Below are 13832 nucleotides of genomic sequence, written 5' to 3'. Positions count from 1 at the left end.
TTCTCCTTAATTAATAATTAAATTTCTTTTTCATTTCATTTAGCTCTGTTTCAACAAACCGAAAACGGACATCACCAATTCCCTTAGCAAATTGAAAAGTTCGGTTGATATCCATAGATAGCTTTAGGCCATCAGCGCTTACTTGCATTTTGTTAATTTTATCATAAAAAAGCACCCTCGATGGCTTTTCAGCCCTCATCTCCATTTTGTTATTTAAAAAATCCATTTCAATCACAGAGGCCACGACATATTGGATGGGCTTAAAATCCCTTTCATTTTTGGATGCGGCTTTGTGAACTCCTTTTACATCGCCGATAAGAGAGCATTTTTCAGGAATGAATTTTAATGAATCTTTTTTAAAAGAAATAAAAGCATGATCGGCATAAAAGTCTGCATCCTCTCGTAGGTAATGAATCTGCTCTTTTCCCTTTTTCTCCAGGCTGAATTTTTTTAAGATAGGGTCAAATGCGGCCACCCCATTTAGGTTTAAGAGGCTTTCTCCGAAGCAATATTTGATCTCTCCTTCCGCATGAATCATTTTGAATTTTTTAGGGTCTTTATCAAGACTTACAGTTAATTCTCCAAGCACATTAATTTTTCCGAAATTTAAAGACTCTAAAGCGATTTGGCCCATAAGCTCAAGGGTACCGCTTGCAAAATCGTATGTCAACTCATCGGCTTCAAAAAAGAAGTTATGCTCACCCTCTTTAGTGAATAGTAAAAAAGAACCTTCCGGTTGATAAACGAGTAATTTTCCAATAGAAGGATCATAAATTGCTTTTTTGCCATAGACTAGAAGGCTTTTTTCATAAATGAAAGAGATTTTGTTTTTAAAAGAGGAAATTTCAAAGTAAGCTTGTCCGAAACAATTAGAATCTTTTGTTGCCATTGGAGTGTATTGAAAATCATCACCTGTCATCCTAAGCCAGTTGTCAATGCTAAAAACGACTTCCCCTTTACCATAAATTGTTTGAAGAGGGGTTTTCTGACCTTCCATTTCAGGAAGAAGAAGAGCTTCCATTTTAAAGCTTGAGATATTAAGAAGCCCTTTCTTATTTCTTATGGCAAAAGGGTGTGAGAACGATACTTTTTCAAAGCCATCGACTAAAGCTTGAGCTATGAGTTTATTTTGATCAAGTAAAGCTGTGGAAGAGTTAAATTTTCCTCCATTTTTAAAATAAGCCTCGACCCCTCCTGTAAGAGAGACTGTTGAAAAACCAATCTCTTTATCATTTTTTTTTATGAATTGGATTCGAGCCTCATCTGAAAGAAGCTTAAAGTCTTTATTTTTTAAAAGAACATTTTTTTTAAGATGCAAGTTGTTGTTTGAAAACTCGATCATTTCTGATGAAAATTCAAAAGGAAGGGAAGAAAATTCAAGCGCATTTAAAGTAAACGCGGCAAAAATACAAAATAACTTAAGTTGCCAATTATTCATTCATTTGACTTTCATCATTCATCTTTAAACCGGACACCTCTTTAGCATTTAAGGACTGGAACCCTTTCCTTAAATTTCCTTCCAGGATCTCAGCTTTCATTTGCAATCCAGAGAATTCGGCATTTAAAAGATTTTTCTTTTTATTAAAAAACCAAGCCTTTTCAGCTTTAAGAAGATCAGATTGAAAATTATAAGTCGCTCTTTTAGAAAGAATTTTTGTCATTTCTAAAAGAGGCTGTTTATTTTTATTCTCCAGGCAGCAAAAATTGTCAAACTCTTCCACTAATACATAATCTTTCTTTTCTTTTTTAAATAAAAGTTCTGAAAAATTGGCGCTCATCTCAATGTTCCTTGTTCGATTAGGATAAAAAATCTCTTTTTTAACACCAATTCTAAGATGCTTCACAGCCTCTTTCTCATAAGAATCATTTGAATCGCTTCTTAAAAGAGTCTCCATCCTATTTAAATGCCTTTCTTTGGGATTTAACTTGTAGGCTGTAAATCCCAAAACCCCTGTAAATAATAAAAAAAAAAGGAAACCCCATTTTCTCTCGGACATAAAGATTAACTCTTTTTTTTCCTATTAATGGCTGCGTGGATGGCTATAAGATCCTCTACAAGCTCCTCTAGCTCATCGAAAGATAGTTGTGTGGCACTATCGCTTTTAGCCTGCTTTGGATTTGGGTGCGCTTCAATAAAAAGACAATTAGCGCCTGCGGCAACAGCGGCTTTTGCAAGGACAGGAATGAATTCTCTCTGACCCCCGGATTTCGTGCCTTCACCGCCCGGCAATTGCACTGAGTGCGTGGCATCAAAACAAACAGGCACACCGAACCTTTTCATAATGGTAAAAGAGCGCATATCGCTTACTAAATTTTGATAGCCAAAAGAGGCTCCCCTATCAACCAAAATAATTTCACTGGCACCGCTTTCCCTTAATTTTTCAACCACATTGCCCATCTCCATAGGCGACATAAACTGTCCTTTTTTGACACTGACCGGTTTACCGGTTTGTGCTGCCGCAACAAGTAAGTCGGTTTGTCTGCAAAGAAAAGCCGGAATTTGCAAGAGATCGCATACCTCGCCCGCAGGACTTGCTTGAGAACTTTCGTGAATATCTGTTACAACGGGAACATGAAAGGTTTCTTTCACCTTTTTTAGAATCTCAAGACCTTTCTTTAACCCGGGCCCTCTAAAGGAATGGATAGAAGATCGATTAGCTTTATCAAAGCTTGATTTGAATATGAAAGGAATTTTTTTGGCTTTAAAAAAAGAGCTTAAAAACTCAGCTGCTTTCATGGTTTCCCTTTCATCTTCTATTACGCAAGGCCCGACCATAAAAGCTAATGGCTTATTTTCCCCAATTTCAAAATCAGCTATAGCTACATTTTTCATTCTTTGTCTATTCCTTATGCTTATCAAATGGCTTATTTATATCAGATCACACTCGCTTTCGAATAGGGAGTATCTATAATTTTTTATAAAAAACTATCAAAAAGGACGCACTCATTTTGCTTATTATCAAATGTTCTGATCTTTTCCAAAAGATTAATTTCATCAAACTTTAGGTCATTTAGAGGGAAATGAATAACAGGAGTTAAATCAAAAAGAGGGATTAAAACAAAAAGCCTTTCACTCCATCTTGGATGGGGAAGAGAAAGCTTTTGATCCATTCGCACCTCTTTTCCGAAAAATAAAAGATCAATATCTATCGTCCGAGGCTCATCTTTTGTTTTATCAATTTTACCATGGGCTTTTTCAAGGCTTTCAATTCTTTCAAAAAAAAATTCTAAATTAGAAGTTGTTCTTAAGTGGCAGGCTGCATTTAAAAAATGAGGTTGCGGAATTGAGCTGACGGGGCTTGTTCTATATAGTTTTGAAATCCCAACCCACTCGCAATCTGAAAAACCTTTAAGGGTGTTTACAACAGATCTAAAAATTTCTTTTGTATCACCGATATTGCCGCCTAAACCTAAATAAACGTCTTGTGCTGCCATAGATAAAAGAAAAGGCCTTTTGGAATTTTAAAAAAAAGTGTGATAATTTTTCAGAAATACTTAACCTTCTAAGAGCAAAAATAATACGGTTTATCCTTTAATTTTGCAAAAGAGAAAGGTTTAAACTTATGAAGGGGGATGATAAAAATAGAAAAATAACTGCTTGAAAATTTTGAAGCAAAAGGTTAAGATTTTCATTCTTTATGGACTGATAGCTCAGTGGATAGAGCACCCGCCTTCTAAGCGGGTGGTCGTAGGTTCGAATCCTACTCAGTCCAATTACTCTTGATGAACTTCGCCTTCTTCATCTTCTAATATTTCAAGATTTACTCTAATCCCGTTTCTAGAAGCCACAGACATCAAAAGTGTTCGAATGGCGTTAATCGTCTTTCCCTTCTTACCGATGATTTTACCAATATCGGATTTTTCCACGGAAAGCTCGATAATTAGGGTTTGAGTGCCACCAATTTCATTGATTTTTACCTTATCGGGGTGGTCAACCAGGTTTTTGACAATATAAGCCACAAATTCTTTCATTTCCTCGATCCTCTGTTGAATATTACTTCTCCAGTGCAATTGAAAAGCACCCTTTTAAGGGTTACTTTCTTCTACTCGAATGCCTATAGGTAGAGTAAGATCCCTAAATTAAGGCTAATCTATCAACATTAAAATTTCCATCGAAATAAATATTAATTTTTAACAAAAAGAAGAAACTTCCTTAAGCATTTACTTTTAAATTAATTATGCATTTAAAAAAATAACCGCTGTTTTAAAATTAATCTCTTAACATAAATTTAATATTTTAATTTTACTTAACTATATTAATCTTTTTCAATTAATAAAGTAACGGGGCCATCATTAATAAGAAAAATTTTCATATCCGCACCAAAAAGCCCAGCTTCTGTAGGGATCTCTTTTTTCCTTAATTCTAATAAAAATTGTTCATAGATCCCTTTAGCAAGAGGTCCTCCCATAGCTTGAATAAAGTCTGGCCTTCTTCCATTTAGACAATTACCATATAACGTAAATTGACTGACCACCAAAGCTTTTCCATTTACTTCTTTTAAGGAGCGATTCATCTTTCCATTTTCATCTGAAAAAATTCTTAAATGGCTTACCTTTTCAGCAAGCCACTTAGTCGTTTCAATTCGATCTTCCTTACGAATGCCCAAAAATAAAAGAAGGCCTCTATCTATTTTTGAGACAATTTTATTATCTACAATGACAGAAGCTTCAAGAACTCGTTGAACTAAAACTTTCATTTAAACTTATCTTCTTCTTCTAATTATTTTTTTCTAAAATCCTATGTGCCATTTTTTCAATATCATCCGGAATTGCGGCAGTGAAAGTTAATGGTTTTAAAGAACTCGGATGGATTAAAGATAGCTTGGAGGCATGTAAAAGCTGTCCTTCGATGCCCAATTTTTTATTCAGCTTTAGATCTCCATAAACCGTGTCTCCTAAAAGAGGGGTCTTTCTATGCTGCATGTGAACTCTTATTTGATGTGTTCTTCCTGTTTTTATAACAAAGCGAACCAAACTGAATTTTCCGTCTGTTTTTAAAGTTTCAAATTCTGTGATCGCTTCTTTGCCGCCTGTTTTTGCAACGCACATTTGCTTTCGATTTTTGGGATCCCGGCCAATAGGTTCATTGACTATTCCTCTTCCCGGATTCCCAATACAGACCCCTAAATACTCTTTAAAAACTTTCCGCTCGGAAAAAGAATGAATCAATTTTTTGTGCGCTGCAAGATTTTTGGCTGCAATAATGACCCCTGAAGTATCCTTATCAAGCCGGTGGACAATACCTGGTCTTTTCTCTTCATCTTTAAAAGCCTCTTGCATGCCTGTGACGTGATATAAAATCGCATTTACAAGAGTTCCTGTCCAATTACCCGGGGCTGGATGAACAACCATTCCCCTAGGTTTATCTAAAACAAGAATATCCTTGTCTTCATAAATGATTTTCAAAGGAATATTTTCAGGAATTAAATCACTTGGCTCAAGAGATAGGAAAGTGATTGAAACACGATCTTGAACTTTGGGTTTAAATTGTTTCTTAACAGCCTTCCCGTTAACTTGTATGCATTGATTTTGAAAGAGGTACTGAAAGTAGGTTCTAGAGTGAAGATCTTTATAATGGTCATGAAGGACTCTATCTAGCCTAATATTGGCGTTTTCCTTAGAGATGATAAAAATCTCTTCCTCTTCTTCATCATCTTCGCTAAAAGACTCATTTGAAATTTGTGACATTGACTATGTTTCTTGTTCTGAAAATAGAGCTAGCAATCGCAGCGGAGTTTTTTTGAATGGATAATCAGGATATATTTTTGAAAGAATACTGTAAATATTAGCTTCAGTTAATTTTAGCTTGGGGCTATCAATCGATTTGGGAAGGTATTTGCCAAGATATGGCGTGCCCTTGACGGAAACTTTTTTTAAATAAGGGCCGTCAACATCGACAAATAATGAATAAAGAAGTTTTCCTTTTTCATTATTTAAATACAGCTCAAATTCTTTTGAATCCAGGGGAAAGCCCAAAAAAAGACAGCTGTCTTGAAAGATCATTATCGAATGCCTGATTGCCTTCTTGCTTCTCGCATAATTTCTTTTAAACGATCGGCTTGCTTTTTAATTTTCGATACCATATTCATAGCGATGCCTTCAAGCATTTTTTGATAAACTTCAGGGGCAATCCGCTTTAGTTCTTCAAGAGAACTGACTGTTGTCGAAGTTGTGTAGCCGCTTCCTCCGGAATTTCCGGTACCTGTAGTTGAAGCGCCGGAAGCGCCGGATGTACCGGACGAGGCTGGGACATTAGAAACCGTTTCTGCCATAGGTAACTCCATTAGGCGTCATAGACTTACTTATTATAATAACAAAAAATACTTAATAATTCAATAAAGGTTTACTACCAGGTTTTTTCTTAATAAATCCTTTAAATTTGACTTACAGAAAAGTATATTATGAAAGCGATTTTCCTTATATTTTTAAGCTCCTTAATTCCCTTCTTCTTGCTCTCTTTACCCCCTAAAATCCAAACCAGAATAGAGCAATTAGTTCGAGATAATCCTCGTCAGCTCTCCTATGCCGAGTATGCCCTTTTGGCTGAAACCGTTCTTGATAGAACCCCTTGTAATTTTCTTGTCTTCGGAGTAGGGCGAGACAGCAGACTCTGGGTTGATTTAAATAAAGCGGGTTCGACCTATTTTCTAGAAGATAACCCCTACTGGCTAAACTTAATCAAAGGTCAAATTCCAGACCTTAATGCCTATCCTGTGGTCTATAATACAAAAAGGAAAGAGTGGAAATATCTTCTAAAAAAACCCGAAGTTTTGCAATTAGAGCTACCGGAAGAGCTTAACAAAATTAAATGGGATATTATTTTTGTGGATGCCCCGGCAGGTTGGGATGATGAGTGCCCCGGGAGAATGAAGAGCATCGTAGCAGCGGCCTCTTTTGCCCATGCCCAAAAAGATGTTCATGTCTTTGTTCATGATTGCGATAGGACTGTTGAAGCCATTTATTCAAGCGAATATCTAAAAGACAAGAACCTTATAAAAACAATTGGGAAACTTCGGCACTATCATATCCAATAAACTACTGCTTACCGAAGAGAGTGTTGAAAATATGTTGATAGAGTTTTTTTCCAAGGCCGTTGCCGTGAATAATCGAAGGAGTTGATCCCGTAAGCAAGCAGTGTACTAGTTTGGGGTCTTTTTCAAGCTTTATTTGGTTTCCCCTAATGCCATGCAAAGTCATAAAAAGTTCAGAGTAATAATCTAAAGTTATCTCATGCTCTCTTCTTAAAAACAATTTAGTCAACTGCCCCTGATCGGATTTATCCTCTTCAATAATAAATTCATTCAGTAAAAATTTTATATAGCCTGCATATCCCATATAAGTCCCGCTATTGAGGTATTTGAATAGTGTTGGGCTTTCAGGATAAGCGCTTGCAAGTTCTTGAAACGGGAAGCAATTGGTTTCTGCTGAAATCACAAAAGGCGAGTTAAAAGAATAAAATTTATCCTTAATGACATTTTCATTCGCTAGGAAAATAACATCATAGGCATCTACAAAAAGAACGAGATCAGTATCCGGTATATTTTCCAAATACATCTTCATGTAAGAGAGTTTTTGGCCGTTTTTTTTATAAGGAAGACCCATCCCTAAAACTTCAACCTTTAATCCAAATTTTTCTGCCGATAAAAGAAGTTGCTGCAAGCCCGGTTTTGGTCTTGAGGCCACTGTACAGATGTGCAAAGGAAGTGATTCATCCGCTGAAACGATAACAGAGCTTATTAAAAGAAAAATAAATAGGGTGAAATTTTTCAAGTTAACCTCTAGGGTGAAAACTATACTTGCATTGAGACCTTAAATTTGTTAATTATAAATTAATAGCATGACATAACTAATTCTAAAAGGAAAGATTATGGCAAAATCGCTTCTTAAAATTATATTGGCTCTCGCGTTAATCGGGATACCCGCTTATCTTATGATGGCTCAGCAAACCAAATCTCTTCATGAAATAAATGAAGAAGAAGCGAAAAAAATTGCAGAAGAAGCCTATATTTATGGCTACCCGCTTGTCACGATGGATTTGACTAAGAAAGTCATGACTAATACTCTAAAGTCAAATGGCTTTAAAGCGCCTCTAGGGCAATTTGCCAACGCTAGAGAGTACCCTAACGCCTCTTTTAAAGATGTGACAGCTCCAAATGCCGATACCCTTTACTCAAGCGCCTGGATCGATTTAAAAAAAGAGCCTTACGTTCTTCATGTCCCGAATGAAATGGGAAGATATTATTTGATGCCACTACTCAGCGCTTGGACAAACGTCTTTGAAGTGCCCGGCACAAGAACATTTGGCACGGATGCGGCAGATTTTGTAATTACCGGGCCCAATTGGACAGGCCCCCTGCCCAAGGGACTAAAAGAATTCAAATCGCCGACTAATTTAGTTTGGATACTCGGAAGGACTTATTCTTCAGGAACCCCTGAAGACTATAAAAAAGTGCATGCTCTTCAAGATCAATATAGTTTAACCCCTTTAAGCTTCTATGGTAAGCCTTATACTCCGACAGATGGGATTTTAGACCCAAATATTGATATGAAAACCCCGGTTAGAGATCAAGTTAATCAATTGACCCTTGAGGAGTTTTTTAATAGGCTCTCAAGCCTTATGGTGGATAACCCCCCTTCAAAAATGGATGCTCCCATTTTAGCTGCCATGGCCAAAATCGGCCTCAAACCCGGCGAAGAATTTAAACTCGATAAGCTTAATAGAAATATAGCTGACAGTTTAGCTGATACGCCAAAAGAAGCCCAAAAGAAAATCATGGAGCATGAAAAATCAGCCGGATTAAAAGTAAACGGCTGGACGTTTACTTTAGATACCGGAACCTATGGGACAGATTATCTACAAAGAGCTTTTATTACAGCTATAGGCCTTGGCGCCAATCTTCCAAAAGACGCCATTTACCCGGAAGCTAAAGTAGACGGCAGCGGCAAACCTCTCTCAGGGCAAAATAAATATGTCCTTCACTTTAAAAAAGGTGAAACCCCTCCGGTAAATGGCTTCTGGTCGCTAACTATGTATGATAAGGACTACTTTTTTGTCGACAATCCCTTAAACCGCTACACTTTAAGCCCAAGAAATGCCCTGCAATATAACGAGGATGGATCTTTAGATCTTTATATACAAAATGCAAAGCCTGAGAAGGGCAAGGAAGCGAATTGGCTCCCTGCCCCCCAAGGCCCTTTTGTATTAATGATGCGTCTATATTGGCCGAAAGATGAAATTTTGAAAGGGCAATGGACGCCTCCACCTATTCAAAAGTTAGATATAACTAACTGATAAATAATAACATAAAAACACTATTGTCTCTTTTCGATATAAAATTAACTTTTTTATTATAATGGAATAGGCATCCTAAAAAGGAGTGTTTGTATGAAATGGATTTCAACGTCAGCTTTCTTTTTTGTTTTTACTCTTTTTTTTATCCCTGCTGATTCGCACGCAAGAGACTTTAACGCAGGCCACCGCGATATGAATCGTGAAATGAATAGAGGGGATCAATTCAGAAGAGATAACCATTTTGATAATAGATACAATCAAGAACGGTTTGAAAATAGGGCTTTAGAAAATAGAGCGCTTCAAAACGAGATCAACAACCAAAACCTTAACAATCAGAATCAAGCTCCTGTATATGTAGCTCCGCAGCAAAATTCGAACGGCAATGGTAATGGTGACGGTGATGGTGATGGTTTTAATGACAACTGGAATGACCAAGGATTTTAATTCATAGTTACCTTACGCCTCTTAAAATTTGAGGCGTAAGGTCTTTTAAGATTTTTTTTAAGAACTCGTCCCTTCCCCGTTTAAAAATTGCAAGATATCTAGAACTTTTTCATAGTGAGGGTCATCCTCTGACAGCCTCTCTTTTAATTTTAAAGCGTCTTTTTTGGCTTCTTCTTGTTCTTGAAGCATCAAATGAAGGTTAATTTTCTCAAATAAAAGCTCCGAACTTTCTCCATGCAAAAATATATTCTTTTTAACTATATCAAGTTTTTTTCTTGCTTCCTCTTGAAAATCTAAAGAAACATAAACCCCGCCCTCTAATCTGGCTGTAATAATCTCAGCTGTATGCAAGTATTCCTTAACTTCAATTGGAGACAGAAGAAGCGCAAGTTCAATGTCTTCAAGGGCTTTCTCCAAGTTTTGTAGCGAATAGTAAATACAGCTTCTTAAAAAATAGAGATGAGGGTTCTCAATCTCGTCTTCAATAGAGGCATTCAAAATATCTAAAGCCTCGCTATACCTTCCTTCATGGTAAAGAGCTTCTGCTCGGTAGTATTGAAACGGACCGGCGTGAGTATCAATTTTTAAATCCTCTATGAGTCTTTGCAAGCTCCCTTCATGTTTTTTCTTTAGGGAAATGGCTTTTGAAAGCAGATCTTCTTTTTCCTCCGCCTCTTTTTCCTTAAAGTCTTTTAAACGAGCTTGAAAGGCTTGAGAGGGCTCTTTACAGCCGCCGCTTGCCAATTGATAAATGGGGTCTTTTTTTGGCTTTAAATTTTGCCTTACAAGCGTATTTTTTAACTTTTCCAGCTTTTCTTTCTCTGATTCTTTCATTTGGTCTAAGCAAATACTAAGCTCATCTAGCGATTTAAAAGCGATCTTAAGCATATTTTTTTGCATGAGGTATCGGGTCCTAAAATAAATAGCTTCCCAAACTTCATATAAGTTCGGGGCTAGAGAAGCGGCCCTTCTAATATCGAGCAAAGCTCTTCCGTACTGCTTTTGATATAAGTAGCATTGAGAACGTTCTTTATGCAAAAGCCAAGGGGTTTTAGATCCCGGTAGAGAAAGGGTAATCTCCTTTATCCGATTGCTAACACCATCTTCTAAAGGCACTTCTAAACTTCTTTTTAAAGCTTCAATTCTTGACTGAAAAGATTCAGGGATCGCACTTTGACACTCTTTTAACTTTAGATAATCTCTTTCGGCATCTTCTTTCATGCCATGGCTGGATTCAAATTCGGCTCTACAAAGAACCGCTTGAAAAACGTCTTGTATTTTTGGGGCGCTTTCAAGGGCTCTAGTTGTCATTTCAAGTGCTTCTGCATACCATCCGGATCTAAAATAAATGACAGCCAAAGCAGCGAGGGGGGTGTGCGGGGTATTTGTTTTAACTATAATGCTGCTTAGTAATTTGATTGTTTCTGCATCTTTCGGGGTTAAAGGCTTTCTTTCCTCTTCAAAAGGTTGAGAGGTATAAACGCCACTTCGGTTGACGCCATCCATAATTCCTCCTAAGCTATAGATTAAGTTCCTGTTATAGGAACAAAATTATCTTAATCAATTAGCTTATTTCGTCAATGGATAAAGCTTTAGAGATGTCTTCATAGCTAAAACCCCTTCGCATCAAAAAACCAATTAAGCGTCTTTTAAATTTTGGATTGTTGATATCTTGACGGGCTGATTTTTTGGTTATAAGAGCGCTTAGGCTTTCTTGATTAGAATGAGCGTCCATTTGATGAAGGCTCATTCTGATTTCATTCTCTTCGAGGCCTATTTGTTTAAGCTTTTGGTGAATCCACCTCGAGCCTTTTCCCCGGCTTGAATGATGATGGATAAATTGGGTGACATACCGCGCATCATCAAGATAGCCTTTGTCTTTAAAATCCATTAAGACCTCTTGAATGGTATTAAAAGAAACAAAAAGACTACTTAAAATTTTATCAGCTTCTAATGAGTGAAGATTTTTTCTGCCTAAACATCTTGCAAGATAGCTTCTAGCTCCATTTTTTTCTTTTTCAATGAGCAATTGCTCAAGCTCATCTAAACTTGAAAAATTGTTTCTCCCCAAAGAAAGATTCCCGAATATTTTTTTATGAGCTTTTTTTACCAAATCCTCATCAATATAAACTTCTAAGCAATCTTTATTAACTGTCTTAATTTCGATTTGAATCGTCATCAATTCTCAAAATCTTTTATCGCTTTAATTTTCTTTACGGGTCTGTTTGCTATGCGAACACCTTTTGCGGAAACACCTTTCACTAGCACTCCATTCATGTCGAAAATAATTTTACTTATTTTTTGCTTTTGTTTAGGAATGAAGATAATTTCAAGAGCCGGAGAAACATCTGTTGAGAGGTAACTAAGCTCCATGCCAGGTTCTAGGTATTCATAGTCTTTCTCTAAAATAAATTGCTTAATGACAAATCGTTTAGCAAATGCCATGTGAGTTTCAGGGTCTTTATAAACAACATTAAAGAGGGTTTTTTTATCTGCAATGCCAACAAAGGCGATCGATTTATTTCCTTCTTTAATATAATTTTTCTCTGGAATCGGAATGACTCGATAACTGCCATCTTTATATAAAATCAAAAGCCTATCAAAATTTGTGCATTCCAATGAGATATCGGCAGTTACTTTTGTTCCAAGAAAGCCTCCGATCGGGTCAAAACCAACTTTAATTTTTCGAACTTCCATGGATCGCTTGTCGACTTCCTCAATCGAGCTTATTTCTGTTTTTCTTTTATAATCATCTCCAAATTTCTTAATCAAATTCCTGATAAAGCGGATAGCTACCTTTTTGATGTTTTTTAAATCCTTTTCGACTTCATCAAGCTCTTGATTATAAGAAGCAATTTTTTCTTCATTTTCGTTGATATCGAATTTTGAAATCCTTCGAATAGGTATCTGAAGGAGCCGCTGACGATCTTCTTTTGTCGGCACCCTCATCAGGTATTTATGATAAGGCGCCAAACTCAATTCAACCGTTTCATCCAATTTATCTTCAGATTTTATATTTTCAATGGCTTTATAGAGCCTATTTTCGATAAAAATTTGCTCGAGAGACCTTTCAAATATTTTCTCGAGTAAATGATCTCTTTTGATTTCTAATTCTCTTTTGAGATATGTCTTTAAAAGCTCAACATGGTTTCTTAGGATTTCATGAACATCGGTTTCCCATGGCAAATTATCTTTAATCACTACAATTTGCGAGGAGAGAGAAACTTCGCATTCTGTATAAGCGTAGAGAGCTTTTTCAACGTCTTCGGCATAGTGGCCTCTTGCAAGCTTAATCTCAATTTCGACATTTTCAGAGGTGTAGTCGTCAATGGATTCAATTTTGATTTTCCCTTTTTTTGCGGCTTCATCAATGGATTGAATCAAACTCTCAGTTGTTGTCCCATAGCAAACTTCACGAATGACTAAGGTTTTGGCATCAGGTTTATCTATTTTAGCTCGAAGCTTAACTTTTCCAAGCCCCTTTCTATAATCGCTAGCATCTAAAATGCCGCCTGTCGGAAAATCCGGAATCAAGAGGAAATCCTCCCCTTCCAATATAGCAATCTCAGCCTCGAGAAGTTCTATAAAGTTATGAGGAAGGATTTTAGTCGACATTCCAACTGCAATCCCTTCAGCTCCTTGCATAAGCAGCAAGGGAATTTTTGCAGGAAGTGTAACAGGCTCAAGATTTCTGCCATCGTAAGATGGGACCATTTCTGTTAAGTCAGGGTTGAATAACGTTTCTTTGCTTAAAGGTGACAAACGAGCTTCTATATACCTTGCCGCTGCCGCCGGATCTCCGGTGTAAAGATTGCCGAAATTACCTTGCCTGTCTATTAAAAAGCCTTTATTCGCAAGGTTTATAAGGGCATCGGTGATCGGCGCATCGCCATGCGGGTGAAGAGCCATGGTTTGACCCGCAACATTTGCCACTTTATGCAATTTTCCGTCATCAATTCTAAAAAGAGTATGAAGAATGCGCCTTTGAACCGGCTTAAGCCCATCAACGACATCCGGTATAGCCCTATCTAAAATTACATAAGAGGCGTAGGTTAAAAAATTCCCGCGCATCTGCTGCTTTAAATCATCCATAATT

At 36.9% G+C, this 13832-nt stretch carries 16 protein-coding genes and 1 tRNA gene; 4 read left to right on the top strand and 13 right to left on the bottom strand.

The features are described 5' to 3' along the window. Nucleotides 1-10: 10 nt before the first annotated feature. From CSEC_RS00870 to folK, 4 genes are all read right to left on the bottom strand, one after another. Nucleotides 11-1438 (bottom strand): hypothetical protein, encoded by a 1428-nt coding sequence (locus CSEC_RS00870; protein ID WP_041016514.1) that lies wholly within the window; start codon nt 1436-1438, stop codon nt 11-13. After that, a complete protein-coding gene (locus tag CSEC_RS00865) occupies nt 1431-1997 on the bottom strand; it encodes a hypothetical protein (protein ID WP_041016513.1) in 567 nt (188 codons plus the stop codon). Before CSEC_RS00865 ends, CSEC_RS00870 begins: the two co-directional genes overlap by 8 nt. A gap of 5 nt (nt 1998-2002) precedes the next feature. Then, nucleotides 2003-2833, bottom strand: coding sequence for a 3-deoxy-8-phosphooctulonate synthase (gene kdsA / locus CSEC_RS00860; RefSeq protein ID WP_041016512.1), 831 nt, complete (start codon nt 2831-2833; stop codon nt 2003-2005). 83 nt (nt 2834-2916) lie between these two features. Beyond that, complete coding sequence (gene folK, locus CSEC_RS00855; protein ID WP_041016511.1) at nt 2917-3435, bottom strand: 2-amino-4-hydroxy-6-hydroxymethyldihydropteridine diphosphokinase; 519 nt, start codon at nt 3433-3435, stop codon at nt 2917-2919. A gap of 205 nt (nt 3436-3640) precedes the next feature. Between folK and CSEC_RS00850 the strand changes: the two genes are divergently transcribed. Beyond that, nucleotides 3641-3713, top strand: a tRNA-Arg gene (locus tag CSEC_RS00850). 1 nt (nt 3714) lies between these two features. Here CSEC_RS00850 and CSEC_RS00845 read toward each other — a convergent pair. The 5 genes from CSEC_RS00845 to CSEC_RS00825 form a co-directional block, all read right to left on the bottom strand. Beyond that, nucleotides 3715-3972: a KH domain-containing protein gene (locus CSEC_RS00845; RefSeq protein WP_041016510.1), complete on the bottom strand. Its 258-nt coding sequence runs from the start codon at nt 3970-3972 to the stop codon at nt 3715-3717. Nucleotides 3973-4256: 284 nt separating this feature from the next. Then, nucleotides 4257-4697 carry a D-aminoacyl-tRNA deacylase gene (gene dtd / locus CSEC_RS00840; protein ID WP_041016509.1) on the bottom strand — a complete coding sequence of 147 codons (441 nt, stop codon included), beginning with the start codon at nt 4695-4697 and terminating at the stop codon, nt 4257-4259. Nucleotides 4698-4716: 19 nt separating this feature from the next. Next, entirely contained in the window at nt 4717-5688 is a 972-nt protein-coding gene (locus CSEC_RS00835) for an RluA family pseudouridine synthase (RefSeq protein WP_053331661.1), read from the bottom strand. Nucleotides 5689-5691: 3 nt separating this feature from the next. Beyond that, a complete protein-coding gene (locus tag CSEC_RS00830) occupies nt 5692-6003 on the bottom strand; it encodes a hypothetical protein (protein ID WP_041016508.1) in 312 nt (103 codons plus the stop codon). Continuing rightward, nucleotides 6003-6272 (bottom strand): hypothetical protein, encoded by a 270-nt coding sequence (locus CSEC_RS00825; protein WP_041016507.1) that lies wholly within the window; start codon nt 6270-6272, stop codon nt 6003-6005. The genes CSEC_RS00830 and CSEC_RS00825 overlap by 1 nt, the downstream gene beginning before the upstream one ends. A gap of 129 nt (nt 6273-6401) precedes the next feature. Between CSEC_RS00825 and CSEC_RS00820 the strand changes: the two genes are divergently transcribed. Next, a complete protein-coding gene (locus CSEC_RS00820) occupies nt 6402-7034 on the top strand; it encodes a hypothetical protein (protein ID WP_041016506.1) in 633 nt (210 codons plus the stop codon). Nucleotide 7035: 1 nt separating this feature from the next. Here CSEC_RS00820 and CSEC_RS00815 read toward each other — a convergent pair whose 3' ends face one another. Then, a complete protein-coding gene (locus CSEC_RS00815; RefSeq protein ID WP_041016505.1) occupies nt 7036-7770 on the bottom strand; it encodes a glycosyltransferase domain-containing protein in 735 nt (244 codons plus the stop codon). A 97-nt stretch (nt 7771-7867) separates the two neighbouring features. Here CSEC_RS00815 and CSEC_RS00810 point away from each other — a divergent pair, with 97 nt between their 5' ends. Further along, nucleotides 7868-9292, top strand: a complete 1425-nt coding sequence (locus CSEC_RS00810) for a DUF1254 domain-containing protein (RefSeq protein WP_041016504.1) — start codon at nt 7868-7870, stop codon at nt 9290-9292. A gap of 93 nt (nt 9293-9385) precedes the next feature. Beyond that, on the top strand, nt 9386-9736 hold the full coding sequence (locus CSEC_RS00805) for a hypothetical protein (protein ID WP_041016503.1): 351 nt from the start codon (nt 9386-9388) through the stop codon (nt 9734-9736). 57 nt (nt 9737-9793) lie between these two features. Here CSEC_RS00805 and CSEC_RS00800 read toward each other — a convergent pair whose 3' ends face one another. The 3 genes from CSEC_RS00800 to CSEC_RS00790 are packed head-to-tail and all read right to left on the bottom strand — an operon-like array spanning nt 9794 to nt 13828. Then, nucleotides 9794-11242: a tetratricopeptide repeat protein gene (locus CSEC_RS00800; protein WP_041016502.1), complete on the bottom strand. Its 1449-nt coding sequence runs from the start codon at nt 11240-11242 to the stop codon at nt 9794-9796. A 58-nt stretch (nt 11243-11300) separates the two neighbouring features. Then, the gene (locus CSEC_RS00795) at nt 11301-11915 is read right to left on the bottom strand and encodes a regulatory protein RecX (RefSeq protein ID WP_041016501.1); all 615 of its coding nucleotides are present in this window, start codon (nt 11913-11915) and stop codon (nt 11301-11303) included. Continuing rightward, nucleotides 11915-13828 carry a DNA topoisomerase IV subunit A gene (locus CSEC_RS00790; protein ID WP_041016500.1) on the bottom strand — a complete coding sequence of 638 codons (1914 nt, stop codon included), beginning with the start codon at nt 13826-13828 and terminating at the stop codon, nt 11915-11917. Before CSEC_RS00790 ends, CSEC_RS00795 begins: the two co-directional genes overlap by 1 nt. Between the last annotated feature and the right edge of the window lie 4 nt (nt 13829-13832).

The sequence above is a fragment of the Criblamydia sequanensis CRIB-18 genome (assembly GCF_000750955.1).
Classification (GTDB): Bacteria; Chlamydiota; Chlamydiia; order Chlamydiales; family Criblamydiaceae; genus Criblamydia; species Criblamydia sequanensis.
The sequence above is the reverse complement of the archived record's forward strand: the minus strand, read 5'-3'. Positions and strand labels throughout refer to the sequence as shown.

Coding starts and splice junctions, on each gene's coding strand:
- CSEC_RS00870 (WP_041016514.1), bottom strand. CDS start 1,438: ATGAATAATTGGCAACTTAAGTTATTTTGTATTTTTGCCGCGTTTACT.
- CSEC_RS00865 (WP_041016513.1), bottom strand. CDS start 1,997: ATGTCCGAGAGAAAATGGGGTTTCCTTTTTTTTTTATTATTTACAGGG.
- kdsA (WP_041016512.1), bottom strand. CDS start 2,833: ATGAAAAATGTAGCTATAGCTGATTTTGAAATTGGGGAAAATAAGCCA.
- folK (WP_041016511.1), bottom strand. CDS start 3,435: ATGGCAGCACAAGACGTTTATTTAGGTTTAGGCGGCAATATCGGTGAT.
- CSEC_RS00845 (WP_041016510.1), bottom strand. CDS start 3,972: ATGAAAGAATTTGTGGCTTATATTGTCAAAAACCTGGTTGACCACCCC.
- dtd (WP_041016509.1), bottom strand. CDS start 4,697: ATGAAAGTTTTAGTTCAACGAGTTCTTGAAGCTTCTGTCATTGTAGAT.
- CSEC_RS00835 (WP_053331661.1), bottom strand. CDS start 5,688: ATGTCACAAATTTCAAATGAGTCTTTTAGCGAAGATGATGAAGAAGAG.
- CSEC_RS00830 (WP_041016508.1), bottom strand. CDS start 6,003: ATGATCTTTCAAGACAGCTGTCTTTTTTTGGGCTTTCCCCTGGATTCA.
- CSEC_RS00825 (WP_041016507.1), bottom strand. CDS start 6,272: ATGGCAGAAACGGTTTCTAATGTCCCAGCCTCGTCCGGTACATCCGGC.
- CSEC_RS00820 (WP_041016506.1), top strand. CDS start 6,402: ATGAAAGCGATTTTCCTTATATTTTTAAGCTCCTTAATTCCCTTCTTC.
- CSEC_RS00810 (WP_041016504.1), top strand. CDS start 7,868: ATGGCAAAATCGCTTCTTAAAATTATATTGGCTCTCGCGTTAATCGGG.
- CSEC_RS00805 (WP_041016503.1), top strand. CDS start 9,386: ATGAAATGGATTTCAACGTCAGCTTTCTTTTTTGTTTTTACTCTTTTT.
- CSEC_RS00800 (WP_041016502.1), bottom strand. CDS start 11,242: ATGGATGGCGTCAACCGAAGTGGCGTTTATACCTCTCAACCTTTTGAA.
- CSEC_RS00795 (WP_041016501.1), bottom strand. CDS start 11,915: ATGACGATTCAAATCGAAATTAAGACAGTTAATAAAGATTGCTTAGAA.
- CSEC_RS00790 (WP_041016500.1), bottom strand. CDS start 13,828: ATGGATGATTTAAAGCAGCAGATGCGCGGGAATTTTTTAACCTACGCC.